This is a genomic window from Staphylococcus roterodami, from assembly GCA_022493055.1.
GTDB lineage: Bacteria > Bacillota > Bacilli > Staphylococcales > Staphylococcaceae > Staphylococcus > Staphylococcus singaporensis.
Genome location: CP092781.1, coordinates 1921318 through 1947093, shown reverse-complemented (window position 1 = coordinate 1947093; position 25776 = coordinate 1921318). Strand labels below are relative to the sequence as shown.

The window sequence follows — 25776 nt, the reverse complement described above, 5'->3', positions numbered from 1 at the left end:
GAATAAAAGGAGGCTTTTATTAATGACAAAAGTTACACGTGAAGAAGTTGAGCATATTGCAAATCTTGCAAGACTTCAAATTTCTCCTGAAGAAACGGAAGAAATGGCCAACACATTAGAAAGCATTTTAGATTTTGCAAAACAAAATGATAGCGCAGATACAGAAGGCGTAGAACCTACATATCACGTTTTAGATTTACAAAACGTTTTACGTGAAGATAAAGCAATCAAAGGTATTCCGCAAGAGTTAGCTTTGAAAAATGCCAAAGAAACAGAAGATGGACAATTTAAAGTGCCTACAATCATGAATGAGGAGGACGCGTAAGATGAGTATTCGTTACGAATCGGTTGAGAATTTATTAACTTTAATTAAAAATAAAAAAATTAAACCATCTGATGTTGTTAAAAATATATATGATGCAATTGAAGAGACAGATCCCACAATCAAGTCATTTTTAGCACTTGATAAAGAAAATGCAATTAAAAAAGCACAAGAGTTAGATGAATTACAAGCTAAGGACCAAATGGATGGCAAATTATTTGGTATTCCTATGGGGATAAAAGATAACATTATCACTAATGGTTTAGAAACAACTTGTGCAAGTAAAATGTTAGAAGGCTTTGTACCAATTTATGAATCAACTGTAATGGAAAAACTACATGGTGAAAATGCTGTTTTAATCGGTAAATTAAACATGGATGAGTTTGCAATGGGTGGTTCAACTGAAACTTCATATTTCAAAAAGACAGTTAACCCATTTGATCATAAAGCTGTACCTGGTGGTTCATCAGGTGGATCTGCAGCGGCAGTTGCAGCAGGCTTAGTACCATTTAGTTTAGGCTCAGATACTGGTGGTTCTATCAGACAACCAGCAGCATATTGCGGTATTGTAGGTATGAAACCAACTTATGGTCGCGTATCTCGATTTGGATTAGTTGCTTTTGCATCTTCATTAGATCAAATTGGCCCATTAACTCGTAATGTAAAAGATAATGCATTAGTATTAGAAGCAATTTCAGGCTTAGACGCAAATGATTCTACAAGTGCACCTGTTGAAGATGTAGATTTTACATCTGATATCGGTAAAGATATTAAAGGATTAAAAGTTGCATTACCTAAAGAATATTTAGGTGAAGGTGTAGCAGCGGATGTCAAAGAAGCAGTTAATAAAGCTGTAGAAACATTAAAATCTTTAGGCGCTATTGTTGAAGAAGTGTCATTACCAAATACAAAATTTGGTATCCCATCTTACTATGTTATCGCGTCATCTGAGGCTTCATCAAACCTTTCACGTTTTGATGGTATTCGTTATGGTTATCACTCTAAAGATGCACATTCTTTAGAAGAATTATATAAAATGTCAAGATCTGAAGGTTTTGGTAAAGAAGTTAAACGTCGTATTTTCTTAGGGACATTTGCATTAAGTTCAGGATATTACGATGCATACTATAAAAAATCTCAAAAGGTTAGAACATTAATCAAGAATGATTTTGATAAAGTATTCGAAAATTATGATGTAGTAGTTGGTCCAACAACACCTACAACTGCATTTAACTTAGGCGAAGAAATTGATGATCCATTGACAATGTATGCCAATGATTTATTAACAACACCAGTAAACTTAGCTGGCTTACCTGGTATTTCTGTTCCTTGTGGACAATCAAATGGCCGACCAATCGGTTTACAATTCATTGGTAAACCATTCGATGAAAAAACGTTATATCGTGTCGCTTATCAATATGAAACACAATACAATTTACATGACGTTTATGAAAAATTATAAGGAGTGGAAATCATGCATTTTGAAACAGTTATAGGACTTGAAGTTCACGTTGAGTTAAAAACGGACTCAAAAATGTTTTCTCCATCACCAGCACATTTTGGAGCAGAACCTAACTCAAATACAAATGTTATCGACTTAGCATATCCAGGTGTCTTACCAGTTGTTAATAAACGTGCAGTAGACTGGGCAATGCGTGCAGCAATGGCACTAAATATGGAAATTGCGACAGAATCAAAATTTGACCGTAAAAACTATTTCTATCCAGATAATCCAAAAGCATATCAAATTTCACAATTTGATCAACCAATTGGTGAAAATGGTTACATTGATATTGAAGTAGATGGTGAAACAAAACGTATCGGTATTACACGTCTTCATATGGAAGAAGATGCTGGTAAATCAACTCATAAAGGTGAGTATTCATTGGTTGATTTGAACCGACAAGGTACACCATTAATTGAAATCGTATCTGAACCAGATATTCGTTCACCTAAAGAAGCTTATGCTTATTTAGAAAAGTTACGTTCAATAATTCAATATACTGGCGTATCTGACGTTAAAATGGAAGAAGGATCTTTACGTTGCGATGCTAATATTTCATTACGCCCATATGGTCAAGAGAAATTTGGTACTAAAGCCGAATTGAAAAACTTGAACTCATTTAACTTTGTGAGAAAAGGGTTAGAATATGAAGAAAAACGTCAAGAAGAAGAATTGTTAAATGGTGGAGAAATCGGACAAGAAACACGTCGATTTGATGAGTCTACTGGTAAAACAATTTTAATGCGTGTAAAAGAAGGTTCTGATGATTATCGTTACTTCCCAGAACCAGATATCGTTCCATTATATATTGATGAAGCTTGGAAAGAACGAGTTCGTCAAACAATCCCTGAATTGCCAGACGAGCGTAAAGCTAAATATGTAAATGAATTAGGCTTACCTGCATATGATGCCCATGTATTAACATTGACTAAAGAAATGTCAGATTTCTTTGAGTCAACAATTGAACACGGTGCGGATGTTAAATTAACATCGAACTGGTTAATGGGTGGTGTAAATGAGTATTTAAATAAAAACCAAGTAGAGTTATTAGATACTAAACTTACACCTGAAAATTTAGCTGGTATGATTAAACTTATCGAAGATGGAACAATGAGTAGTAAAATTGCTAAGAAAGTCTTCCCTGAGTTAGCAGCTAAAGGTGGAGATGCTAAACAAATTATGGAAGACAATGGCTTAGTTCAAATTTCTGACGAAGCAACACTTCTAAAATTTGTAAATGAAGCATTAGATAATAATGAACAATCAGTTGAAGATTATAAAAATGGTAAAGGCAAAGCTATGGGCTTCTTAGTTGGTCAAATTATGAAAGCTTCAAAAGGTCAAGCTAATCCTCAATTAGTAAATCAACTATTAAAACAAGAATTAGATAAAAGATAAATAACAACCCTTGATTGCAGATGTTGCTGCAATCAAGGGTTTCTTCATACCTATCAAAAATTATAGAGTTTATTCGATTATTCATAGTTCATGTGATTAGTAAAAATATTAATTTTATTAATGCGTTAGCTTTAATTATATAAAGGCAAACTGTATAATATAAAGGTATAAAACATTTTTGTATAAAGACAACTTTATATATACAACTTCATTTTAAAAAGAGAATATCAAAAATAACAATCAAAGTATAGTCGACATCACATTATTTGGACAATGTTCATAGTAGCCCAAGTAAATAAAGATATGTCGTGAACGAAGCATAAAGGTAAAAGAGCGTGTTGAAATTACACTAAGTATACAAGCATATGTTATATACTTGTATCGTATAAAAGATCGTTTAATATAAAATATATGAATTTTAAGTAGAGGGATAAGATATGAGGAAACGTGCGAGAATCATTTATAACCCGACATCAGGTAAAGAACAATTTAAAAAAGATTTACCTGATGCCTTAATAAAATTAGAAAAAGCGGGATATGAAACGAGTGCATATGCAACTGAAAAAATAGGTGATGCCACTCTTGAAGCGGAAAGAGCTATGCATGAAAACTACGATATAATCATCGCAGCCGGTGGAGATGGCACCTTAAACGAGGTAGTTAATGGAATTGCAGAAAAACCCAATCGTCCTAAATTAGGTGTTATTCCTATGGGAACAGTAAATGACTTTGGACGTGCTTTACATATACCTAACGACATTATGGGGGCATTAGACGTCATCATTGAAGGTCATTCTACTAAAGTAGATATAGGTAAAATGAATAATCGTTACTTTATCAATTTAGCTGCTGGTGGACAATTGACTCAAGTCTCATACGAAACCCCAAGTAAGTTGAAATCAATCGTTGGTCCTTTTGCCTATTACATTAAAGGTTTCGAAATGTTACCTCAAATGAAAGCTGTTGATTTAAGAATTGAATATGATGGTAATGTTTTCCAAGGAGAAGCTTTATTATTCTTTTTAGGTCTGACAAATTCAATGGCAGGGTTTGAAAAATTAGTGCCAGATGCGAAATTAGATGATGGCTACTTTACTTTAATTATTGTTGAAAAATCAAATCTTGCAGAACTAGGGCATATTATGACCTTGGCTTCACGAGGTGAACATACAAAACATCCAAAAGTTATATACGAAAAGGCCAAAGCAATTAATATTTCTTCATTTACAGATTTACAGTTAAATGTAGATGGTGAGTATGGTGGAAAATTACCAGCTAATTTCTTGAATTTAGAACGTCATATTGATGTTTTTGCACCAAATGATATTGTTAATGAAGAATTGATGAATAACGATCACGTTGATGAAAAGTTAACTTAAGTATAAATCGAAGTATTTAATTAAATGATAACAGGTTAGGAAGCACATAATTATATTCCTAACCTGTTCATTTTGGAGGTAAAATTTTGCAAGCGATAGCTAAAAATGACATTAAAACAGGGACTGTAGTTGATTTAACGCATGAAGGACATGGTGTCGTAAAAATAGATCGGTTTCCTATTTTTATCCCACAAGCGCTAATCAATGAACAAATCGAGTATAAAGTAATAAAAGTTAAAAAGAACTTCGCGATTGGTAAATTGCTGACGGTTAATACAGAAAGTGAGCAGCGAGTGGAGCCGCCATGTATATATTATGAACGTTGTGGTGGATGTCAACTTCAACATTTATCATATGAAGCGCAGCTCGCAATGAAAAAAGAACAAGTAATAAATTTATTTCAGCGTAAAGCGCATTTTGAAAATGTGACAATCAACGATACGATTGGTATGAATAATCCATGGAGATATAGAAATAAATCACAAATTCCTGTTGGTAAAAACCAGCAAGAACAAGTTATTATGGGCTTTTATCGTCAAAGAAGCCATGACATTATTGATATGGAAAGTTGCCTGATTCAAGATACACAATACCAAGAAGTTATGAATGTAGTTAAATCAATTTTAAATGAATTAAATATTAGCATTTATCAGGAACAATTAAGAAAAGGTCTAATAAGACATCTAGTTGTTAGAACCGGATATCATACTGATGATATGATGATTATTTTCGTTACTAATGGTAAAAAGTGGCCACAAAAGGACGCTGTTATACAGAGACTGTTACAAGCATTTCCTAACGTCACGAGCATTAAACAAAATATAAATGATAGCCATTCTAATGTTATTATGGGGCGTCAATCTATAACATTATATGGTAAAGATACAATCGTTGATCAATTATCTGAAAGTACATTTGAAATTAGTGATCAATCTTTTTATCAAATCAATTCAGAACAGACTGAGAAATTATATAACAAAGCAATTGATTATGCACAATTAACAGGTAATGAAGTCGTATTAGATACTTATTGTGGTATAGGGACAATTGGCTTATACATGGCACCACATGCTAAACATGTTTACGGTGTTGAAGTTGTTCCTTCTGCGATTGAAGATGCACAACACAATGCGACTATAAACCAATGCAATAATACAACTTTTGTCTGTGGGAAAGCTGAAGAAGTTATTTTAAAATGGAAGGCAGATGGAATTAAACCAGATGTTGTTATGGTTGATCCGCCAAGAAAGGGCTGTGATGAAACGTTTATTCAGACATTGCTCACATTAGAACCAAAACGAATTGTATATATTTCATGTAACCCATCGACACAACAACGTGATGCTTTGTTATTAGCTGAAAAGTATCAATTAGAAGAGGTAACACCAGTAGATATGTTTCCACAAACAACACATGTTGAAACAGTTGCGTTGTTCAAATTGAAATAGCACAGATTTGAGAAACATTGTAGCATGATTTGTAATGACAAAATGTCTTTTATTAAGATTTTATTACAGCCAATTTACTTTCTTGATATGAACTATTTAAATTAAATATGACAATGTATACTTACATTAAGAAGAGATACGAACGTCATTATTGGGAGGGTTGGCAATGCATAAAATCGATTTATCAACTAATAATTTTCGAATGCGAAGATTTGTCGTTTTACAACTTGTCATTGCATTATTTGTAATTTTATTTACGTATAAATGGGCTTTAGGTGTGACAGCGGTTGTCGATCAAAATATAATTATCAATATCATTTATGGATTTGCTGGTTTTATAGTATTACTAATTTTACATGAACTCATCCATAGAGTATTATTTATTGTATTTAAAAAAGATAGTAAGCCAATGTTTAATATCAAAAAAGATAGAATGTTATTTCAAACCGCAGATGCATGTTTTAACAAATGGCAATTTTCAATTATAATGTTATCTCCATTGCTTATCCTAAGCAGCGTGTTGCTCATTTTAATTAAATCATTTGGTTATTCTTCACTTATCTTTATGTTTAGTATTCATACAGCTTATTGTCTTATAGATATTTTGCTTGTCGCACTTACGATAACTAGTAATTTTAAATATGTGCAACAAGATAAAGATAGCATTTACTTATATCATCAAAAACCAGTACAGTAATAGAATTAAGTGTAATGACATTTATAATATAAAGTAGTTAAATTCCCAATAATTGCTATAAAACTATAAATATCATATCACTGAAATTTCGTTAGATTTCAAAAAATCTAGTCATCTCAATGTAGTTATCGCTGTGTGCACGATACATGTAAAAATGTTGCATACAGCGTATAATTATATTGAGATCTTTTTAGTTTTGCTGGTATGTTTGAAGCGGAGGTGAGCACTTGACTGAAAGACGAATTATTCATATAGATATGGATTATTTTTTTGCACAAGTTGAAATGAGAGATAATCCTAAATTAAAAGGTAAACCTGTCATTGTTGGTGGAAAAGCAAGTAATCGAGGTGTTGTTTCAACAGCATCATATGAAGCACGTAAATATGGTGTCCATTCAGCAATGCCAATGTCGCAAGCACATAAATTGTGTCCGAATGGATATTTTGTCACAAGTAATTTTGGTGCTTACCGAGAAACATCTGCACAAATTATGTCTATATTTCGAAGTTATACAGATAAAGTTGAACCGATGTCTCTTGATGAAGCATATCTCGATATTACGGAACTTGTACGGCCAGATTTACCTGCATCTAAAATTGCTCAGTATATTAGAAAAGATATTTTAGAACAAACACAATTAACTGCTTCTGCAGGAGTGTCTTATAATAAATTTTTAGCAAAATTAGCAAGTGGGATGAATAAACCTGATGGCATGACTGTAATCGATTATCGAAATGTACATGACATATTAATGGCATTAGATATTGGAGACTTTCCGGGAGTTGGTAAGGCTTCTAAAAAAGTAATGCATGATCATGGTATTTTTACTGGAAAAGATTTATATAATAAAAGTGAGTTTGAATTAATTCATTTGTTTGGAAAACGAGGTCGAGGTTTATATAATAAAGCGCGTGGAATTGATCATAGTGAAGTAAAATCAACAAGAGTGAGAAAGTCAGTAGGTACTGAACGAACATTTGCCACTGATGTTAATGATGATGGAGAAATCTTGAGGAAAGTATGGGAATTATCAGGTAAAACTGCTGAACGTCTTAATAAATTACAGAAATCGGCTAAGACAGTGACAGTAAAAATTAAAACCTATCAATTTGAAACTTTGTCTAAGCAAATGAGTTTGAGAGATTCGGTAAGTTCTGAAAATGATATCTATAACATTGCATATTTACTTTACAATGATTTAAAAGATCCAGATGTACCAATACGTCTTATTGGTGTTACAGTAGGTAACCTTGAACAATCAACATTTAAAAATATGACAATATATGATTTTATTTAAACAAACGCCCTGTAAAATTGTCGTTAAAAAAGTGTCAATTTTACAGGGCATTTTATATACATCTAGCCTTTATCTTTTAAATTTTTACCATATATATTTGTTACATGTGTTAAATTCTCATAGTTTTTCAATAATCTAAAGGTAATCATTGCACACGCTTTTGCATCATTTAAGGCATCGTGATGACCATGAAAATCTAATTGGTAAAATTCCATCATATGTTTCAAACCGTATCGATAAGAATCGACTGTTCTTTTAGCGAGTTGATAGCTACAAAAATAAGTTAAATTTGGTGTCGGCAAACCAATATTTTGTATGCTTTGATGTAAAACGTTCATATCAAAAGCAGCATTATGTGCGACAACCGGTAAATCTGCAATGAATTTCATCATATATGGAAATACAAAGTCGAATGTAGGTGCGCTTTCAACATCTTCAGGTTGAATGCCATGGACTTTGATATTTTGTTGTGAAAAATAATCTTGTGGGTTCACAAGTGTATGAAACGTTTCTGTTATTTGACTATCAATGACTTTTACCATACCGACAGAACAAATACTAGTACGTTTCCCATTTGCTGTTTCAAAGTCAAGTGCGACAAATGCATTGTTCATTTTGTATATTACAGCTCCTTAAAGATAAGTTTCATGCTTATAACTTTACATTAAAATTGAGATATATCATAATGATTTTGCTTTAAAAATATATAGTTTTTTTGAAAGAGATGATTTATTCTTGCTTAAAATTGAAAGCGGATTGATTCAAGGTTATTATCAAAAGAATACATATCATTTTTTAGGAATTCCATATGCTGAACCACCTGTAAGTAATTTAAGATGGAAGGCGCCGAGACCTCCACAAAAATGGGAAGGCATTTATCTGGCAAATGAATTTGGTCCTGCGTGTCCACAAGTAGGTGGTGCTAGCTTCAATTTACGTACTGAAAAGCAAAGTGAAGATTGCTTATACTTAAATGTGTGGTCTACAACAATTGATGAAACTGCTGAACAACCCGTTATGGTATGGATACATGGCGGTGGTAATCTTGGTGGTGCAGGGTCTGAAGATGCCTTTGATGGAGAGAAATTAGCACAAAATGGAGTGACAGTTGTTACATTTAATTATAGGTTAGGTGCATTCGGCTATATTGCTGATCCAAATATCGGCTGTAATTTTGCTGTTTTGGACCAAATTGCAGCATTAAAATGGGTTGCTAACAATATACGAAAATTTGGTGGTAATCCTGACAATGTAACAATATTTGGAGAATCAGCTGGAGCACAGGCAGTAAGATATTTATTATCAGCGGAAAATGCAAAAGGTTTATTTCATAAAGCAATCATTCAAAGTGCCGGATTTGAAAAGTATGTGTTCTCAGAAGAACCTACTTACGAAAAAGTAGCTAAGCAAACAAGTAAAATGTTTGAAGAGCTAGGTAGTCATAAGCTAGAAGAACTTCAAAGTGTGTCTACTGAACGCATATTAGATATTTCGACTAAGTATTCTGGAGTAACACCACCTAGTGGACAAGTTCATACGCCTGCAAATTTAGTATGGAATCAAGTTCAAGATGGAGAGATTATTTCGAAATCACATTTCCCTGCATTATCGAAAGATATACCGGTATTAATTGGATGTGTTGAAAACGAAGCTAGATATTTTATAAAACCAAATAAAACATATCCTGAAGAAGTATTATTGAATATGGTAGATACTTTGGCTAATAGCAAGAAAGAACTCATTTTGTCATACTTTAAACAGCATAATTATTCAAATTATAAAGCATTAGATAAAGTTTTTACCACTGTTATTTGGTTTGAACCTTGTTTAGCAACTATAAAACGTTTAGAGAAGTTGTGTGAACATATATATTATTATCACTTCGCAAGAGTTTCACCTAAGGCTAAAATGAACAATGAGTTGGCTAAACATACTTCTGAGATAAAATATATATTTGGAAATTTAACACCTGAAGAAGATTATGACGAAATTGACAAAGAGATTTCTTATAAAATGCAATATGCATGGTCAACTTTTGCAAAATATGGTGTGCCGAAAAATATAGATCATTCCAATTGGTGTTATTACGACAAAAATAATCCATACTACACATTGATTAACAATCGCATTCAAACAAAGCCAGTAGAGATAAATCAGTTAACAAGGTATATACAAGAAATAAGAAACTAAATTACCCGAGAAGATTTAATATTGAAGGCTCTAAATAATAATATAGTAAAGAATTAAAAAAGTTCTTATGATCAAGTCGGATGGATATAAAAGTTTAATCGCTTTTTATCTGTGCGACTTTTTTGATTTTGACAAATAAAAAAACGCAGATCAATGATTTAGAAAATAAATCTAAAGATCTCCGCAATACAAAATAATATAGACATTGGGTGTTTAATAGAAACCCAAATGTCTATCATGTCATATGATATTTATCTGTCTGTTAATATAGTTTGTTAATTATTCTTCGTCAAAAGTACGTGCGCCTAATTCTTTTTCATAAAGATATAATGCATTGCTATCATCACCAATACGAGTTAAGTAGTTGATATGTGTTTCAAACATTGCTTCTTCTTCTACTTGCTCATCTAAGAACCAGTTTAAGAATGAAATAGTTGCATAGTCTTTATCTTGACGAGCAATTTCTGATAAGTTGTAAAAACGTCTAGTTACTTCTTGCTCTTGAGATAAACTATCTTTGAAAGTTTCTAAAATGCTTGAAAAATCAATTTTTGGTGCAGGAATATCTCTGAATTCTGCATGTGCGCCTCTGTCATTAATATAATTATAAATTTTATGACCATGGAAACGTTCTTCTTTAGCTTGTTGAATGAAAAAGTTTGCAAAGCCTTCGTATGATTCTTTATCACAGTATGCTGCCATTGCCATATATGCGTGTGCTGCAAAATATTCATGGTTCATTTGATCGTTTAAAGCTTCTAATAAATCTTTACTTAACATTGTTAGACACCTCTTATTTGTAAATTAAAATTATTATGAATTAAACTTAGTATAACAAACTCATTCTCAATTGTAAATAATAATAATTATAATTTAATACCTAAAATTTGCGATCTAATTGAGAAAATATATCATTTAGTGATGTTTGATTGAGAATAAATATCATTTTTAATTATCTGAATGAGAATGATTATAAATTAGAATCGATATGCTGATTTATGATTGAGAAACTTTTTTGAAGTTGCCTTATCATGTTATAATGATGCGAGTGGAAATTAGAGGAGGAAACACATGAGACAGTGGACGGCAATCCATCTAGCGAAGTTGGCGCGTAAAGCAAGTAGAGCGGTAGGCAAAAAAGGCACTGATTTACCAGGACAAATCGCTAGAAGAGTGGATACAAATATATTAAGAAAATTAGCTGAACAAGTTGATGATATTGTATTTATTAGTGGAACAAACGGTAAAACAACAACTTCAAACTTAATTGGACATACTTTAAAAGCAAATAATATTGAAATCATACACAATAATGAAGGTGCTAATATGGCAGCTGGTATTACGTCAGCATTTATCATGCAGTCAACGCCGAAGACTAAAATCGCGGTAATCGAAATTGATGAAGGTTCGATTCCACGTGTTTTAAAAGAAGTGACACCTTCTATGATGGTATTTACAAATTTCTTTAGAGATCAAATGGATCGATTCGGTGAAATTGATATTATGGTTAATAACATTGCAACGACAATTAGTAATAAAGGTATAAAATTATTACTAAATGCTGATGATCCTTTCGTAAGCCGATTGAAAATTGCAAGTGATGCAATTGTGTATTATGGTATGAAAGCACATGCACATGAATTTGAACAAAGTACGATGAATGAAAGTCGCTATTGTCCAAACTGTGGTCGTTTATTGCAATATGATTATATCCATTACAATCAAATCGGACATTATCACTGTCAGTGTGGTTTCAAAAGAGAACAAGCTAAATATGAGATTTCAAATTTTGAAGTTGCGCCGTTTTTACATTTAAATATTAATGGTGAAAAATATGATATGAAAATCGCAGGCGACTTTAATGCGTATAATGCATTAGCAGCATATACTGTATTAAGAGAGTTAGGACTTAATGAACGAGCAATTAAGAATGGATTTGAAACATATACATCAGACAACGGTCGCATGCAGTATTTTAAAAAAGGAAATAAAGAAGCGATGATAAACTTAGCTAAAAACCCTGCAGGAATGAATGCAAGTTTATCTGTAGGTGAGCAATTAGAAGGCGAAAAAGTATATGTTATATCTTTAAACGACAATGCTGCCGATGGACGTGATACTTCATGGATATATGATGCAGATTTTGAAAAATTATCAAAACAACATATCGAAGCTATCATCGTGACAGGAACTCGAGCAGAAGAACTACAATTGCGATTGAAGTTAGCTGAAGTTGAAGTACCAATTATTGTTGAACGTGATATTTATAAAGCGACGGCAAAGACAATGGATTATAAAGGATTTACAGTTGCTATTCCCAACTATACGTCATTAGCACCTATGCTTGAACAATTAAATCGTTCATTTGAAGGAGGTCAATCATAATATGCATGAATTGACTATTTATCATTTTATGTCAGATAAATTGAATTTATATAGTGATATTGGAAATATTATTGCTTTAAGACAACGCGCCAAAAAACGTAATATTAAAGTTAACGTCGTTGAAATTAATGAAACAGAAGGTATTACATTTGATGATTGTGACATTTTCTTCATTGGTGGTGGAAGTGATAGAGAACAAGCGCTTGCTACAAAAGAATTAAGTAAAATTAAGGCACCACTTAAAGAAGCGATTGAAGATGGTATGCCAGGACTAACAGTTTGTGGTGGCTACCAATTTTTAGGAACAAAATATATTACACCTGATGGTACAGAATTAGAAGGGTTAGGTATTTTAGATTTCTATACTGAGTCAAAGACAAGCCGCCTTACAGGTGACATTGTCATTGAAAGTGATACATTTGGAACTATTGTAGGTTTTGAAAATCACGGTGGTAGAACATATCATAACTTTGGGACACTTGGTCAAGTAACTTTTGGTTATGGTAATAATGATGAAGATAAAAAAGAAGGCATTCATTATAAAAATTTATTAGGAACATATTTACATGGACCAATTTTACCTAAAAACTATGAAATCACTGACTACTTATTAGAAAAAGCATGTGAACGTAAAGGTATTCCGTTTGAGCCAAAAGAAATTGATAATGAAGCAGAAATACAAGCGAAACAAGTACTTATCGATAGAGCAAACAAACAGAAGTAATTTCTTAACTCGAAGCATCATCATCGTATTAATGGATTTAAAATTAATAAACGACGAAGTTTGATAATTAATCTTCTTCGTATAAACATACACATATCATTTTGGAATCATACATCCAAAATGATATGTGTTTTTTTTATTCTAGTAAATTATAATTATATAATGAGCAGTTATCTTAGATTTATCCAAAGTAAGGGTGATTAAGCAACATGAACAAAAAATGAAAGGAATTCGACGATGAATACTACTAAAGTAATTTTAGCAGATGCATCATATTTATATAGCAAAGCATCAATAACCTTTATTTTAAAAGATGTAATTATCGAAGAAGATAATAAAATTTTTTATTTTGACACTAGTGCAACTTTCGAAGATCAAGATATTAAATTTGAATTAGCACTTTTTGATAGTGACATGGACAATTTGAAAAATTTAGAATACGACAATCCTGTTACTGAAATAAATTTTATAGAACCTGACTTACATTTTACGATTATTGATTTTAGTCAAGAACTGCTTTGTATTTATATTGATTTTGATTCTGGTTTAAGGCATTCAAATATGGGAACAGAATCTGGTGTTTCGTTAAGGATAAATGTTACCAAGACAGATTTCACTAAATTTCTTAATGAATTAGCCTCGTTAAATTAAAAGTTTTGAACTTGCACATGGCTATTATCAAAGTAGAATCCACACCCATTAACAATCTAGGTATGGCTATGTAGATTCTTATAATTTTGAGAAGTAACTTTCAGTATTCGCTGAAAAAATTTATAAACCTAGAATATATTTAATAGAGTAAATAAGCTTAAGACTTTTAAACTATGCATATCTACTATCAAGTAAATGATAAATCATTAATACTTCATACAAGATATGACTTTTAATTTGATCTTCACCACTAATATCTAGGGCCTTAACTGTTGCACGTAAAGTATTGACAGATTCATGTTCTCTCTTAAAAGAACCATCATAAAAAATATCTTTTATACTGCTGCTGATTTTTAACAATGCCATTTTTTCGTCGGCTGTAAAATAAAGACGAGTGTTTTTAGGTAAATAAATGATATTTGAAAGATGCGTAATAAATAAACGATTAGTATATGCACGTTTGGTTAATTGATTGAGTAATTTCCAATCACATTCCTTTTTCTTATGGTAACTTAATTCATCACGTTGGTATCCGATTAATGTTTCAACTTGATTATTTAAATTGAAAATATTTTTATATGTTTTTTCGCTTTTATCTGATTGTAGATTTGATAAAATAAGTTCTTGGCAACGATTGTAAAATAATTTATACATTGATGCTTCAGTACGACTTATCTTTTCTTCAACTTGACCATAATACTTTGGTGGAAAAACTAGGAAGTTGATTAAACCTGAGGTAACGAGACCAATGATAGCTGTTAAAGTTCGAGATAAAAAGTTAAACATATAAGCATCATGTATACCTGGAATCATTGCTAAACATGTTAGTACGGCAACATTTGTACCAACTTGTAACTTAAGTTTTGTACAAAATAAAATCGTAAATGTTGCACTTAATGCATATGTAAAAGGTGATTGATCACCAAATAGAAATGTGAATAACACTGCAAATCCAGAGCCAATAACAGTTGCAGGTAGACGACGATACCCTTTGATCAGTGATGCCTTGGCGGTTGGTTCAATTGTGACAACAGCAGTTAAAATAGCATAGATAGGTGTTAAATCTAAAGCCATACAAAAAACAGCTGTTAAAAAAATGGCGATACCAGTTTTAATAGTTCTGGCACCAATTAAATGTTTGTACCATTGTTCATTCATTTTTTAACCTCTAATCATCGTAAAATCTAAACGAGCACTTTATAATATAAAGTATCGTACATTGGAAAAGACAATATATTTAAAATATTAGACATGGTCATAATTTATTTAGATAGAGAAATTGGAATCCCAATTTCAACAGATAATGCAAGTTGGCGGGGCCCAACACAGAGAATTTCGAAAAGAAATTCTACAGGCAATGCAAGTTGGCGGGGCCCCAACACAGAGAATTTCGAAAAGAAATTCTACAGGCAATGCAAGTTGGGGCGGGGCCCCAACACAGAAGCTGACCGAAAGTTAGCTTACATTAATGTGCAAGTTGGGGTAAACGACGAAATAAATTTTGTGAAAATATCATTTCTGTCCTACTCCCAAGAACCTCTACATAATAAATCATTAGTGGTTCTTTATAATTTCTGTCTCACTGCTTTTCCAAAATACAATAAGTAACATCTTTAGTATATCAAAGAATTTTTGCTATAATAAGTTATAATAATATAAAAAAGGAACGGGATAAAATGATTGTAAAAACAGAAGAAGAATTACAAGCGTTAAAAGAAATTGGATACATATGCGCTAAAGTGCGCAACACAATGCAAGCTGCTACAAAGCCGGACATTACAACAAAAGAGCTTGATAATATTGCAAAAGAATTATTTGAAGAATATGGTGCAATTTCAGCTCCAATTCATGATGAAAACTTTCCAGGTCAAACTTGTATAAGTGTTAATGAAGAAGTAGCACATGGTATACCTAGTAAACGTGTTATTCGTGAAGGTGACTTAGTCAATATCGATGTGTCTGCATTGAAAAACGGTTATTACGCAGATACAGGTATATCATTTGTAGTTGGTGAATCAGATAATCCAATGAAGCAAAAAGTATGTGATGTAGCGACAATGGCATTTGAAAATGCAATTTCAAAGGTCAAGCCAGGTACAAAATTAAGCAACATTGGTAAAGCAGTACATAATACGGCTAGACAAAATGACTTAAAAGTTATTAAAAATTTAACTGGCCATGGAGTTGGTTTATCTTTACATGAAGCACCAGCACATGTACTTAATTATTTTGATCCCAAGGATAAAACTTTGTTAACTGAAGGTATGGTATTAGCTATCGAACCGTTTATTTCATCGAATGCGTCGTTTGTAACAGAGGGTAAAAATGAATGGGCATTTGAGACAAGTGACAAGAGTTTTGTTGCCCAAATTGAACACACTGTTATTGTGACAAAAGATGGTCCAATTTTAACAACTAAGATTGAAGAAGCATAGAAAAATCACATACTAAGACTAAAGTATGAACACCATTTAGTTCCGGAGCCTATTCATATTGGTTTCGGAACTGTTTTATAATAATGAAGAACACAATTAATGCGTCATTAATAAAAGATATTTTGCAATAAACTAGTTTAATTAGCATAAATATTAGCAAGATCGAAGAAAAAACATAGCGCATTAGATATTTAAATACTTATTATAAAAGGTGATAATGATGAACTATGTTGACCGTTATATCGAACAATTTTTAAAAGAAGTCGTAAGAAATAATATTAAGCATTATCTTTTAATGCTTGACGAGAAAATAAAAAATTTAGATGATTATATGCATTATTTAAAAGCTAAAAAAGAACAGCTCAGCAAGATGATTGACAGTCTAATGCTAACATTAGAAAATAAATATGTTGATATCACAGAAACATTTCACATTCAATGTGCTAGAGAAATTAATAATCAAGAAATTGAAAATATTAAATCTGAGTTAAATAAAGTCGAAGCATATTATGCACAAATTGAAATGCAAATTCAACAAGCTTCAACTGAAAAATTAACAACTGAAAAAACATCGTATCTAATCAATTATATGAACGCTGTGGCATAGAAAGGCGGCGAAACATGACACACAAATATATATCAACTCAAATGTTGATCATTTTTACTGCATTAATGATTATTGCCAATTTTTATTACATATTTTTTGAAAAAATCGGATTCTTACTCGTTCTTTTATTGGGATCTGTATTAGTGTATGTAGGTTATCTTTATTTTCATAAAATAAGAGGACTTTTGGCTTTTTGGATAGGGGCATTATTAATTGCCTTCACGCTACTATCTAATAAATATACGATTATTATCTTATTCGTATTTTTACTATTACTTATCGTACGTTACTTGATACACAAATTTAAACCTAAAAAAGTGATTGCAACTGATGAGGACGTAACATCACCTTCATTTATCAAACAAAAATGGTTTGGGGAACAACATACACCGGTATATGTTTATAAATGGGAAGATGTACAAATACAACATGGTATTGGTGATTTGCATATCGATTTAACTAAAGCAGCCAATATTAAAGAAAATAATACTATTGTTGTTAGACATATTTTGGGTAAAGTACAAGTTATTTTACCAATTAATTATAATATTAACTTACATGTCGCGGCTTTTTATGGCAGTACTTATGTAAATGAAAAGTCATATAAAGTTGAAAATAATAATATTCATATTGAAGAAATGGTTAAACCAGATAATTATACAGTTAATATCTACGTATCAACGTTTATTGGAGACGTAGAGGTGATTTATCGATGAACCATTATATTCGAACAATTGGTTCTATGCTCATCTTAGTATACAGCATGCTGGCAGCATTTCTTTTTATAGATAAAGTTTTTGTCAATATCATTTATTTTCAAGGTATGTTTTATACACAAATATTTGGGATACCAGTCTTTTTATTTTTAAATCTCATTATAATTTTACTGTGCATCATTGTTGGATCAGTGATTGCCTACAAAATCAATCAACAAAATGATTGGATTAAGACGCAAATTGAGCGTTCAATGGAAGGTGAGACAGTAGGTATCAATGATCAAAATATAGAAATATATAGTGAAACATTAGATTTATATCATACGTTAGTACCTTTAAATCAAGAATTGCATAAATTAAGACTCAAAACGCAAAATTTAACAAATGAAAATTACAACATTAATGATGTTAAAGTTAAAAAGATTATCGAAGATGAGAGACAACGTTTAGCAAGAGAATTACATGACTCTGTTAGTCAACAGCTTTTTGCGGCAAGTATGATGTTATCTGCAATTAAAGAAACGAAATTAGAACCACCCTTAGATCAACAAATACCTATTTTAGAGAAAATGGTTCAAGATTCGCAGTTAGAAATGCGTGCGTTACTGCTACACTTAAGACCACTCGGCTTGAAAGATAAGTCATTAGGTGAAGGTATTAAAGATTTAGTTATTGATTTACAAAAGAAAGTACCAATGAAAGTTGTGCATGAAATACAAGATTTTAAAGTTCCAAAAGGTATTGAGGATCATTTATTTAGAATTACGCAAGAAGCAATATCTAACACTTTGAGACATTCAAATGGTACGAAAGTAACTGTAGAATTATTTAATAAAGATGATTATTTATTGTTAAGGATACAAGATAATGGTAAAGGTTTTAATGTAGATGAAAAATTAGAACAAAGCTATGGACTTAAAAATATGCGTGAAAGAGCTTTGGAAATTGGTGCAACGTTCCATATTGTATCACTACCAGATTCAGGTACACGTATTGAGGTGAAAGCACCTCTAAATAAGGAGGATTCGTATGACGATTAAAGTATTGTTTGTGGATGATCATGAAATGGTACGTATAGGAATTTCAAGTTATCTATCAACGCAAAGTGATATTGAAGTAGTAGGAGAAGGTGCTTCAGGTAAAGAAGCAATCGCTAAAGCCCATGAGTTAAAACCGGATTTGATTTTAATGGATTTGCTTATGGATGATATGGATGGTGTAGAAGCGACTACTCAAATTAAAAAAGATTTACCACAAATTAAAGTATTAATGTTAACAAGTTTTATTGAAGATAAAGAGGTATATCGCGCCCTAGATGCAGGTGTTGATAGCTATATTTTAAAAACAACGAGTGCAAAAGATATTGCTGATGCAGTTCGTAAAACATCTAAAGGTGAATCTGTATTTGAACCAGAAGTATTAGTAAAAATGCGTAATCGTATGAAAAAACGTGCTGAACTATATGAAATGTTAACAGAACGTGAAATGGAAATATTATTATTAATTGCCAAAGGTTATTCTAATCAAGAAATAGCTAGTGCATCACACATTACAATTAAAACAGTAAAGACACATGTAAGTAACATTTTAAGTAAGTTAGAAGTACAAGATAGAACACAAGCCGTTATTTATGCATTCCAACATAATTTAATTCAATAGTTTATATTAAATTAATTTATGTGTAATTATTGCTAAATGCTTCGAACGGTACATAAAATTAAAAAACAGAGGTTTTCGTTATTTATCGCGAAAACCTCTGTTTTTATTGTAGTTGCTTAGTCTTTTTTTAATTTGTCTACAATTTTATCTTTTAAATTTTTATTATCTTCTGGATAGGTATCTTCAGGATGTTCATCAACATGATATGTTTTTTGATTTGGAGTGTTAGTCTCTTCATCATATTCATATCTTGTATTTTCATTATAGTGGTTTTTATTATTATCATCATGCTCCAAAGCTGCTTCTTCAGGTGTCTTACCTTTAATAACATTACGCTGATGAATTATCGCATTGATTTCAGCACCTACGATAATAATAAAGCTAGTTATATATAACCAAACTAATAAAATGATGATACCGGCAATACTACCATATGTTTTAGAATAGTTAGCGAAGTTTGAAATGTACCATCCAAATCCAAATGATCCGACTAACCATATAATTGAAGTGAATATAGCACCTGGTAAAACAGATCTGATTTTAGTCTTAACATTCGGCGCAACAGAATAAAGAACAATAAATACGATGAAAATAATAATAATAGGTAATACAATTCGAATTAAATTGAATACCCATTTAACTTGTTCATCGAAACCTAATGGGCCGAATAAAAAGTGGCTAATGACTGAACCAAGTGTTGGTAAGGCAAGGGCGACAACAAATACAATCCCCATAACAATAGTGAAAACGACACTCAAAAGTTTTAGAATAATACCATTACGGCTGTCTTCAACGTCATAAGCGACATTAAATGAATTCATAATTGCAGTCATACCATTTGAAGCTGACCAGATTGCTAAAATCAAACCAATTGACAATAGGCTACCACTGGAGTTTTGGGTTATATCTCCAATAACACTTTTAATTAAAGTTGACGTGTCAGCAGGTGCGTTACTTAACATATTTGTAATTTGACTTTGGCTAATATTAAAGAATGGTAATAATGTTAAAAGAAAAATTAACATCGGAAACATAGCGAGAACGAAATGATAAGTCATTTGTGCTGCCAGTCCAGATGCATCATCTTTTCCAATGCGATAGATGAGATATGACAAGAAATTAGAGTCTTTCTTATATTTGGCTGGTTTATTTAGCCTTGATAAGAAAAAGACTTGGTCATCTTTCTTTGGTTTTTTAGATTGAAATTGTTGAGGTTCAATATATGTACGATCAACATCAATTTTTGAATTTTTTTTCTTACTCTTGTTTGTATTAGTTTCTTCTTCTTGTTTTTTGATTGAATTCAAATACTTTGAAGAAGAGTGATCCTTTTTCGACATACGCACTCCTTAACCTTTCTCTATGTATTGTTGTAAAAGTAGCTATTAGTATTTATCCAATTATAAAAAAAATAAACAATAATATGGTTCGAAAATGATAATATTATAAAAATTAATTGCTTTAAATTTTCCAAAGACTTTTTGACTGTAAAATAAAACAAAGGCAATACCCATGCAATGTAATAAAGCCAATCAAATATATCACTTTATTAAGTGATATATTTGAAAGGGATATAATACATTGTATAGTATTACCTTTAATTAATTATTAAACTGACATTAACGTTGATTTTTTCTATTAACAAATGTTTCTTTTGCATCTTTTAAAGAACGTTCTAATTCAGGGTTATTACGACGAATTTCTTCCACAACATCTTTCCAGTATAAAACTTCGTCTTTAATCTTGCTGACTTTAGAAGGCTTGCGAGTACGGTTACCATTTTTAGCGTCTTTAACTGATTGAATTAAAGCTTGACGTGTAGATTTATCAGCTAAAGTGATTGCGCCACCAATAACGGCACCAATTAAAATACCAGGAACAAATTTATTTTCCATTAAAAACTACCCCTCTTTCAAATTTGCATCTTTTACGATGTAATCTATTAAATTATCACAAGATGATAATACCATGTCGTATACACCTTCAAAATTATTAGTGTAGTATGGATCTGGCACATCACTCTCTTCCATATTACTAAATTCTAACAGTTTGAACAATTGGCCCTTAAGATTAGGATTGATAGATTTAATGTTATCAACATTGCTTTGATCCATTGCAATAATGTAATCAAAATCATCTGTTGCCTCAAATAATTCACTAATCATGCCATCGAAAGGAATATTGTGTTTGTTAAGAATCTTTTGTGTACCTTTGTGAGGTGGTTCACCTAAGTTCCAATCTCCCGTACCTCTAGAGTATACTTTAATTTCATTAATATTTCTGTCTTTAAGTCTTTGTCGCATGATTGCTTCTGCCATTGGAGAACGACATATGTTGCCAAGACAGACAAATGCTACATCTACCATTATAATTCCTCCAAACTATGTAGTTATATCCCCATTTTAAAGCGACTTTAAACAATAAGGAAGCAGATTATATAAATTTCTATTAAAGTTTATTAAATTGTGATACTTTGATAACATAACTATAATTAGAGGTGAACTATAAGGCTATGACAAATGAAGAGAAAGTATTAGCTATTAGAGAGAAATTAAATATTGTTAATCAAGGGTTGTTAGATCCTGATAAATATAAAAATGCCAACGAAGAAGAACTAACTGAAATATATGATTTTGTTCAATCAAGAGATAGACTATCGCCGAGTGAAGTGACAGCTATCGCTGATGCTTTAGGGCAATTGCGACATGACTAGGAGTGAGTGAATTGAAAGATTATAAACAAAAGTTACAACAATATGCTGAATTATTAGTGAAAGTAGGTATGAATGTTCAACCGAAACAACCTGTTTTCATAAGAGCTTCAGTTGAAACATTAGAATTAACACATTTAATTGTTGAAGAAGCTTATAAATGTGGTGCATCAGATGTACGCGTTGCATATAGTGATCCAACGTTAAATCGTTTGAAATTTGAATATGAACCAATAGAATTTTTTGCAGATAATGCTATTAAATCGTACGACGTTGAAGAAAGAATGGATTATGTAAAACGTGGTGCTGCGAATTTAGCATTAATTAGTGAAGACCCTGATTTAATGAATGGAATTGACAGTAAAAAATTGCAATCATTCCAACAGCAAAATTCACGTGCATTTAAAGGATATATGGAACGCGTTCAAAAGAATCAATTCGCATGGGTAGTTGCAGCATTCCCTTCTAAAGCTTGGGCTAAGCGTGTGTACCCTGAGTTACCTATTGAAGAAGCATATGCTAAGTTCATAGATGAAGTATTTGAAATTGTACGAATAGATGGTAATGATCCAGTAGAAAATTGGCGCCAACATATTGCGAACTTAAGTGTGTATTCTAAAAAATTACAACAAAAAAAATATCAAGCGCTACGTTATGTGTCTGAAGGTACAGATTTAACAGTAGGTCTAGTTAAAAATCATATTTGGGAAGATGCAACAAGTTATGTAAATGGCAATGAACAAGCATTTATTGCTAATATTCCTACAGAAGAAGTCTTTACAGCACCAGATAGAAATAAAGTAGATGGATACGTTACAAATAAATTACCACTAAGTTATAACGGTACCATTATAGATGGTTTTAAATTGTACTTTAAAGATGGAGTAATTACTGACTTCTCAGCTGAACAAGGTGAGGCGGTACTTAAAGATTTAATTAATACCGACGAAGGTTCAAGAAGATTAGGTGAGGTAGCATTAGTACCTGATGATTCACCAATTTCAAACCGCAATACAATTTTCTATAATACATTGTTTGATGAAAATGCATCATGCCACTTAGCAATTGGTTCAGCGTATGCCTTTAATGTTGAAGGTGGTACAGAAATGTCAGTAGAAGAAAAGGTAGCATGTGGATTGAATGATTCAAATGTACATGTTGACTTCATGATTGGCAGCAGTGATTTAACTATTTATGGTATTTTGGAAGATGGTACGGAAGAACTTGTATTTGAAAATGGAAATTGGGCGCCAACGTTCTAAATAAATGATAATTTAAAGTTTTGTATTGGTGAAACTAGCGATGATTTAAAAATGTAATACGTAATCACAGTAAAGATTGGGAGATTAAATTATGACAAATCAGGACAGACCGATGAAATCTATGTCTGAATCAAAATGTTATAAAAATAGACAAGTTTTTCCTCAAGATACAAACCATCATCATACTATGTTTGGTGGAACTTTAATGGCTAATATTGATGAAATTGCTGCGATTACAGCTATGAAACATGCAGGTGCTCAAGTGGTAACTGCTTCAACAGATTCTGTAGATTTCTTAAAACCGATTAAAACAGGGGATATATTACAGTATGTAGCAATGGTTTCATATGCTGGAACAAGCTCAATGGAAGTTGTTGTACAAATTAGAATAGATGATGTATTTAACAACAAACATGACTTAGCAGCATTAAGTTTCTTAACTTTCGTTGCGTTGGATGACGATGGCAAACCACAACATGTGCCTGGTGTTTATCCAGAAGATGATGTTGAAAAATGGTTTTACGATACAGCACCACAACGTGTTTAAAGAAGAAAAGCACGTCGCATTGAAAGTAAACAAACGATTGAATATTTAGCTAAAGTACAACATATTAAAGATTAATAAATAAAGACAGATTGTGAAGGATAATAATGCGTACCTAAAAGTTGGACTAAAAAATCTAACTTTTTAGGATACAGTACATAGAATCCTACAATCTGTCTTTTTAATTTTGGTCAACAATCATTTTTGAAAGAGGACCGGACCATTTAAAGCAGTATTTGTATCGAAAGGATAAAGTCATATCAATGTAGATGAACTCTCAATATTAAACTTAATGGTATTTAAAATTGTAAAATTTGAGGTTGTTTATGCATATGGCGCTCATTTTCTTTAAAATCCATATTCGGATAGTACATGTTTTTAACGAGAACGTTCGGACCTAAGCAACTAAATTCAGCACAATGACAATTTAATGATTTAGCAAGGTCTGTTGATAACCATTTATCAAATACATCTGTCAATTTGTCTTTTTGAATATTTGAAATTGTTCCTGTTTCATCGCCAAAGTCAGTAACTATAACGTTACCAGTAAATACATTAACATTTAAACGACTGCGACCATCTGGATCGTTTCTAGTTGTTACATTTTTAGCGTTTCTTAAACGTGTTAAAAGCATTTGATCATTATCATCTTTTAAACAAGGAAAAACAGGTAAAGTTCCAAATAACATCCATACATTTTCATCCCTAAAATCTAAAATGTCATGAATTGTCTTTTTCATTTCAGATAGAGATAATACATTTAGTTGACTAGCAAAATCGGCTGGATACATAGGATGAATTTCATGTCTACTACATTTCATATCGTGTACGACTTCCTGATGTATTTTTTGTAAATGTGGTAATGTACTTTGATTAAGCATTGTTTCAGCTGATACAAACATACCTTGCTCTGATAATGTACGAGCATTGTCAATCATTTGCTCATATAATTTCAATTTCGCTTTTAAAGGGGGTTGTTTTTCCATAGCACCAAAACCGACATTTGCAAATTCGTCCGTTGTACCCCAGTTGTGAGAAATGTGCATAACATCAATATACTCAGCGATATCTAGATAACGATCTTGTGGGAGTGTTAAGTTTGAGTTCATTTGAGTATATATGCCACGATCATAAGCGTATTTTAATAGTGGTTTAACAACGTTTCTAATAGATTTTTTAGAAAACATTGGTTCGCCACCTGTAATTGACATTGTACGTAAATTTGGAATTTCATCAAGTCTTCGATAAATTAAATCCATACTTAATGGTTCTGGATCAACTGTTTGAAGTGTATAGCCTACTGCGCAGTGACTGCAACGCATATTACATAAGTTTGTAGTGGTAAATTCGATGTTACTCAAAGTCAATTCGCCGTAATCTTTAACATCGTTGTATGCTTCCCATGGATCATTTAGAATGCTTACAGGTTGCTTTAATTTGATGCTATTCATCGTCTTAAACTTCCTTCTTTCTATTTGATTGATACCATTGTGATATCTCTTCGTATTATTATTCGTTACAAATTATCTCGTACTTTTACTTAATTGAAAAGGTATTTTTTAAAAGTCAAAATAATTAGAATCCCATAAATGTCGTTAAGATTATACCGCTTTTATGTGATTTCTGTTAGGATAATAATGAAAAAGAAAATCAAAATTAAAGGAGTTAACTTTTTTATGAATGAACAACAAACAATCGAACAAATAAAAGCACGTTTAAATAAATTTATTGAGGAAATTGATCATGTGAATCCTGATGAAGTACGTGTAGAAGACATAGATGAATGGATTGGGTTGTTAGATCAGTTAGAAGAAAAGGTTAAATTAGTTTCTAAATAATTACTATTT

26 protein-coding genes and 1 pseudogene are annotated in these 25776 nt (G+C 31.7%); 20 read left to right on the top strand and 7 right to left on the bottom strand.

Annotated elements, in window-relative coordinates:
* Positions 1-22: 22 nt before the first annotated feature.
* The 7 genes from gatC to dinB all read left to right on the top strand — a co-directional run bounded on the left by gatC (position 23) and on the right by dinB (position 8046).
* Positions 23-325 (top strand): Asp-tRNA(Asn)/Glu-tRNA(Gln) amidotransferase subunit GatC, encoded by a 303-nt coding sequence (gene gatC, locus ML436_09515; protein ID UMT77391.1) that lies wholly within the window; start codon positions 23-25, stop codon positions 323-325.
* Between the two features lies 1 nt (position 326).
* Positions 327-1784 (top strand): Asp-tRNA(Asn)/Glu-tRNA(Gln) amidotransferase subunit GatA, encoded by a 1458-nt coding sequence (gene gatA, locus ML436_09510; GenBank protein UMT77390.1) that lies wholly within the window; start codon positions 327-329, stop codon positions 1782-1784.
* A 12-nt stretch (positions 1785-1796) separates the two neighbouring features.
* Positions 1797-3224, top strand: coding sequence for an Asp-tRNA(Asn)/Glu-tRNA(Gln) amidotransferase subunit GatB (gene gatB / locus ML436_09505; protein UMT77389.1), 1428 nt, complete (start codon positions 1797-1799; stop codon positions 3222-3224).
* Between the two features lie 437 nt (positions 3225-3661).
* Positions 3662-4603, top strand: a complete 942-nt coding sequence (locus ML436_09500; protein UMT77388.1) for a diacylglycerol kinase — start codon at positions 3662-3664, stop codon at positions 4601-4603.
* A gap of 86 nt (positions 4604-4689) precedes the next feature.
* Positions 4690-6051 (top strand): 23S rRNA (uracil(1939)-C(5))-methyltransferase RlmD, encoded by a 1362-nt coding sequence (gene rlmD, locus ML436_09495; GenBank protein ID UMT77387.1) that lies wholly within the window; start codon positions 4690-4692, stop codon positions 6049-6051.
* A 166-nt stretch (positions 6052-6217) separates the two neighbouring features.
* A complete protein-coding gene (locus tag ML436_09490) occupies positions 6218-6748 on the top strand; it encodes a DUF3267 domain-containing protein (protein UMT77386.1) in 531 nt (176 codons plus the stop codon).
* Between the two features lie 227 nt (positions 6749-6975).
* Positions 6976-8046 (top strand): DNA polymerase IV, encoded by a 1071-nt coding sequence (gene dinB / locus ML436_09485; protein UMT77385.1) that lies wholly within the window; start codon positions 6976-6978, stop codon positions 8044-8046.
* Between the two features lie 62 nt (positions 8047-8108).
* On the opposite strand, the gene ML436_09480 is transcribed toward dinB, so the two are convergent.
* On the bottom strand, positions 8109-8660 hold the full coding sequence (locus ML436_09480; protein UMT77384.1) for a 3'-5' exonuclease: 552 nt from the start codon (positions 8658-8660) through the stop codon (positions 8109-8111).
* Between the two features lie 121 nt (positions 8661-8781).
* Between ML436_09480 and ML436_09475 the strand changes: the two genes are divergently transcribed.
* Positions 8782-10236, top strand: coding sequence for a carboxylesterase family protein (locus ML436_09475; GenBank protein UMT77383.1), 1455 nt, complete (start codon positions 8782-8784; stop codon positions 10234-10236).
* 279 nt (positions 10237-10515) lie between these two features.
* On the opposite strand, the gene ftnA is transcribed toward ML436_09475, so the two are convergent.
* Entirely contained in the window at positions 10516-11016 is a 501-nt protein-coding gene (ftnA, locus tag ML436_09470) for an H-type ferritin FtnA (protein UMT77382.1), read from the bottom strand.
* A 291-nt stretch (positions 11017-11307) separates the two neighbouring features.
* Between ftnA and murT the strand changes: the two genes are divergently transcribed.
* From murT to ML436_09455, 3 genes are all read left to right on the top strand, one after another.
* Positions 11308-12621 carry a lipid II isoglutaminyl synthase subunit MurT gene (murT, locus tag ML436_09465; protein UMT77381.1) on the top strand — a complete coding sequence of 438 codons (1314 nt, stop codon included), beginning with the start codon at positions 11308-11310 and terminating at the stop codon, positions 12619-12621.
* Position 12622: 1 nt separating this feature from the next.
* Positions 12623-13345 carry a type 1 glutamine amidotransferase gene (locus ML436_09460; GenBank protein UMT77380.1) on the top strand — a complete coding sequence of 241 codons (723 nt, stop codon included), beginning with the start codon at positions 12623-12625 and terminating at the stop codon, positions 13343-13345.
* Positions 13346-13582: 237 nt separating this feature from the next.
* Entirely contained in the window at positions 13583-13996 is a 414-nt protein-coding gene (locus ML436_09455) for a hypothetical protein (protein ID UMT77379.1), read from the top strand.
* Positions 13997-14167: 171 nt separating this feature from the next.
* On the opposite strand, the gene ML436_09450 is transcribed toward ML436_09455, so the two are convergent.
* On the bottom strand, positions 14168-15154 hold the full coding sequence (locus ML436_09450) for an aromatic acid exporter family protein (protein ID UMT77378.1): 987 nt from the start codon (positions 15152-15154) through the stop codon (positions 14168-14170).
* Positions 15155-15672: 518 nt separating this feature from the next.
* Here ML436_09450 and map point away from each other — a divergent pair.
* From map to vraR, 5 genes are all read left to right on the top strand, one after another.
* Entirely contained in the window at positions 15673-16431 is a 759-nt protein-coding gene (gene map / locus ML436_09445) for a type I methionyl aminopeptidase (GenBank protein UMT77377.1), read from the top strand.
* A gap of 220 nt (positions 16432-16651) precedes the next feature.
* Complete coding sequence (locus tag ML436_09440) at positions 16652-17038, top strand: hypothetical protein (protein ID UMT79510.1); 387 nt, start codon at positions 16652-16654, stop codon at positions 17036-17038.
* A 14-nt stretch (positions 17039-17052) separates the two neighbouring features.
* The gene (liaF, locus tag ML436_09435; GenBank protein UMT77376.1) at positions 17053-17754 is read left to right on the top strand and encodes a cell wall-active antibiotics response protein LiaF; all 702 of its coding nucleotides are present in this window, start codon (positions 17053-17055) and stop codon (positions 17752-17754) included.
* Positions 17751-18794: a sensor histidine kinase gene (locus ML436_09430; protein UMT77375.1), complete on the top strand. Its 1044-nt coding sequence runs from the start codon at positions 17751-17753 to the stop codon at positions 18792-18794. Before liaF ends, ML436_09430 begins: the two co-directional genes overlap by 4 nt.
* Positions 18784-19413 carry a two-component system response regulator VraR gene (gene vraR, locus ML436_09425; protein UMT77374.1) on the top strand — a complete coding sequence of 210 codons (630 nt, stop codon included), beginning with the start codon at positions 18784-18786 and terminating at the stop codon, positions 19411-19413. Before ML436_09430 ends, vraR begins: the two co-directional genes overlap by 11 nt.
* Positions 19414-19529: 116 nt before the next feature.
* Here vraR and ML436_09420 read toward each other — a convergent pair whose 3' ends face one another.
* From ML436_09420 to ML436_09410, 3 genes are all read right to left on the bottom strand, one after another.
* Positions 19530-20753: a YihY/virulence factor BrkB family protein gene (locus ML436_09420; protein UMT77373.1), complete on the bottom strand. Its 1224-nt coding sequence runs from the start codon at positions 20751-20753 to the stop codon at positions 19530-19532.
* Between the two features lie 279 nt (positions 20754-21032).
* The gene (locus ML436_09415) at positions 21033-21308 is read right to left on the bottom strand and encodes a YtxH domain-containing protein (GenBank protein UMT77372.1); all 276 of its coding nucleotides are present in this window, start codon (positions 21306-21308) and stop codon (positions 21033-21035) included.
* 6 nt (positions 21309-21314) lie between these two features.
* Positions 21315-21779, bottom strand: coding sequence for a low molecular weight phosphotyrosine protein phosphatase (locus ML436_09410; protein ID UMT77371.1), 465 nt, complete (start codon positions 21777-21779; stop codon positions 21315-21317).
* A gap of 146 nt (positions 21780-21925) precedes the next feature.
* On the opposite strand from ML436_09410, the gene ML436_09405 reads away from it, so the two are divergent.
* From ML436_09405 to ML436_09395, 3 genes and pseudogenes are all read left to right on the top strand, one after another.
* The gene (locus tag ML436_09405; GenBank protein ID UMT77370.1) at positions 21926-22126 is read left to right on the top strand and encodes a DUF1128 family protein; all 201 of its coding nucleotides are present in this window, start codon (positions 21926-21928) and stop codon (positions 22124-22126) included.
* A gap of 11 nt (positions 22127-22137) precedes the next feature.
* Positions 22138-23385, top strand: coding sequence for an aminopeptidase (locus ML436_09400; GenBank protein UMT77369.1), 1248 nt, complete (start codon positions 22138-22140; stop codon positions 23383-23385).
* Between the two features lie 91 nt (positions 23386-23476).
* Positions 23477-24007 (top strand): annotated as a pseudogene (locus tag ML436_09395) (acyl-CoA thioesterase).
* A gap of 221 nt (positions 24008-24228) precedes the next feature.
* Here the strand turns inward: ML436_09395 and yfkAB are convergent.
* On the bottom strand, positions 24229-25380 hold the full coding sequence (yfkAB, locus tag ML436_09390) for a radical SAM/CxCxxxxC motif protein YfkAB (GenBank protein ID UMT77368.1): 1152 nt from the start codon (positions 25378-25380) through the stop codon (positions 24229-24231).
* 225 nt (positions 25381-25605) lie between these two features.
* On the opposite strand from yfkAB, the gene ML436_09385 reads away from it, so the two are divergent.
* The gene (locus tag ML436_09385; protein UMT77367.1) at positions 25606-25767 is read left to right on the top strand and encodes a hypothetical protein; all 162 of its coding nucleotides are present in this window, start codon (positions 25606-25608) and stop codon (positions 25765-25767) included.
* Positions 25768-25776: the final 9 nt, after the last annotated feature.

Excerpts from the sequence above, each read along its gene's own strand:
- gatC (UMT77391.1), top strand. The coding sequence starts at position 23 with ATGACAAAAGTTACACGTGAAGAAGTTGAGCATATTGCAAATCTTGCA.
- gatA (UMT77390.1), top strand. The coding sequence starts at position 327 with ATGAGTATTCGTTACGAATCGGTTGAGAATTTATTAACTTTAATTAAA.
- gatB (UMT77389.1), top strand. The coding sequence starts at position 1,797 with ATGCATTTTGAAACAGTTATAGGACTTGAAGTTCACGTTGAGTTAAAA.
- ML436_09500 (UMT77388.1), top strand. The coding sequence starts at position 3,662 with ATGAGGAAACGTGCGAGAATCATTTATAACCCGACATCAGGTAAAGAA.
- ML436_09490 (UMT77386.1), top strand. The coding sequence starts at position 6,218 with ATGCATAAAATCGATTTATCAACTAATAATTTTCGAATGCGAAGATTT.
- ML436_09480 (UMT77384.1), bottom strand. The coding sequence starts at position 8,660 with ATGAACAATGCATTTGTCGCACTTGACTTTGAAACAGCAAATGGGAAA.
- ftnA (UMT77382.1), bottom strand. The coding sequence starts at position 11,016 with ATGTTAAGTAAAGATTTATTAGAAGCTTTAAACGATCAAATGAACCAT.
- murT (UMT77381.1), top strand. The coding sequence starts at position 11,308 with ATGAGACAGTGGACGGCAATCCATCTAGCGAAGTTGGCGCGTAAAGCA.
- ML436_09460 (UMT77380.1), top strand. The coding sequence starts at position 12,623 with ATGCATGAATTGACTATTTATCATTTTATGTCAGATAAATTGAATTTA.
- ML436_09455 (UMT77379.1), top strand. The coding sequence starts at position 13,583 with ATGAATACTACTAAAGTAATTTTAGCAGATGCATCATATTTATATAGC.
- ML436_09450 (UMT77378.1), bottom strand. The coding sequence starts at position 15,154 with ATGAATGAACAATGGTACAAACATTTAATTGGTGCCAGAACTATTAAA.
- map (UMT77377.1), top strand. The coding sequence starts at position 15,673 with ATGATTGTAAAAACAGAAGAAGAATTACAAGCGTTAAAAGAAATTGGA.
- ML436_09440 (UMT79510.1), top strand. The coding sequence starts at position 16,652 with ATGAACTATGTTGACCGTTATATCGAACAATTTTTAAAAGAAGTCGTA.
- liaF (UMT77376.1), top strand. The coding sequence starts at position 17,053 with ATGACACACAAATATATATCAACTCAAATGTTGATCATTTTTACTGCA.
- ML436_09430 (UMT77375.1), top strand. The coding sequence starts at position 17,751 with ATGAACCATTATATTCGAACAATTGGTTCTATGCTCATCTTAGTATAC.
- vraR (UMT77374.1), top strand. The coding sequence starts at position 18,784 with ATGACGATTAAAGTATTGTTTGTGGATGATCATGAAATGGTACGTATA.
- ML436_09420 (UMT77373.1), bottom strand. The coding sequence starts at position 20,753 with ATGTCGAAAAAGGATCACTCTTCTTCAAAGTATTTGAATTCAATCAAA.
- ML436_09415 (UMT77372.1), bottom strand. The coding sequence starts at position 21,308 with ATGGAAAATAAATTTGTTCCTGGTATTTTAATTGGTGCCGTTATTGGT.
- ML436_09410 (UMT77371.1), bottom strand. The coding sequence starts at position 21,779 with ATGGTAGATGTAGCATTTGTCTGTCTTGGCAACATATGTCGTTCTCCA.
- ML436_09405 (UMT77370.1), top strand. The coding sequence starts at position 21,926 with ATGACAAATGAAGAGAAAGTATTAGCTATTAGAGAGAAATTAAATATT.
- yfkAB (UMT77368.1), bottom strand. The coding sequence starts at position 25,380 with ATGAATAGCATCAAATTAAAGCAACCTGTAAGCATTCTAAATGATCCA.
- ML436_09385 (UMT77367.1), top strand. The coding sequence starts at position 25,606 with ATGAATGAACAACAAACAATCGAACAAATAAAAGCACGTTTAAATAAA.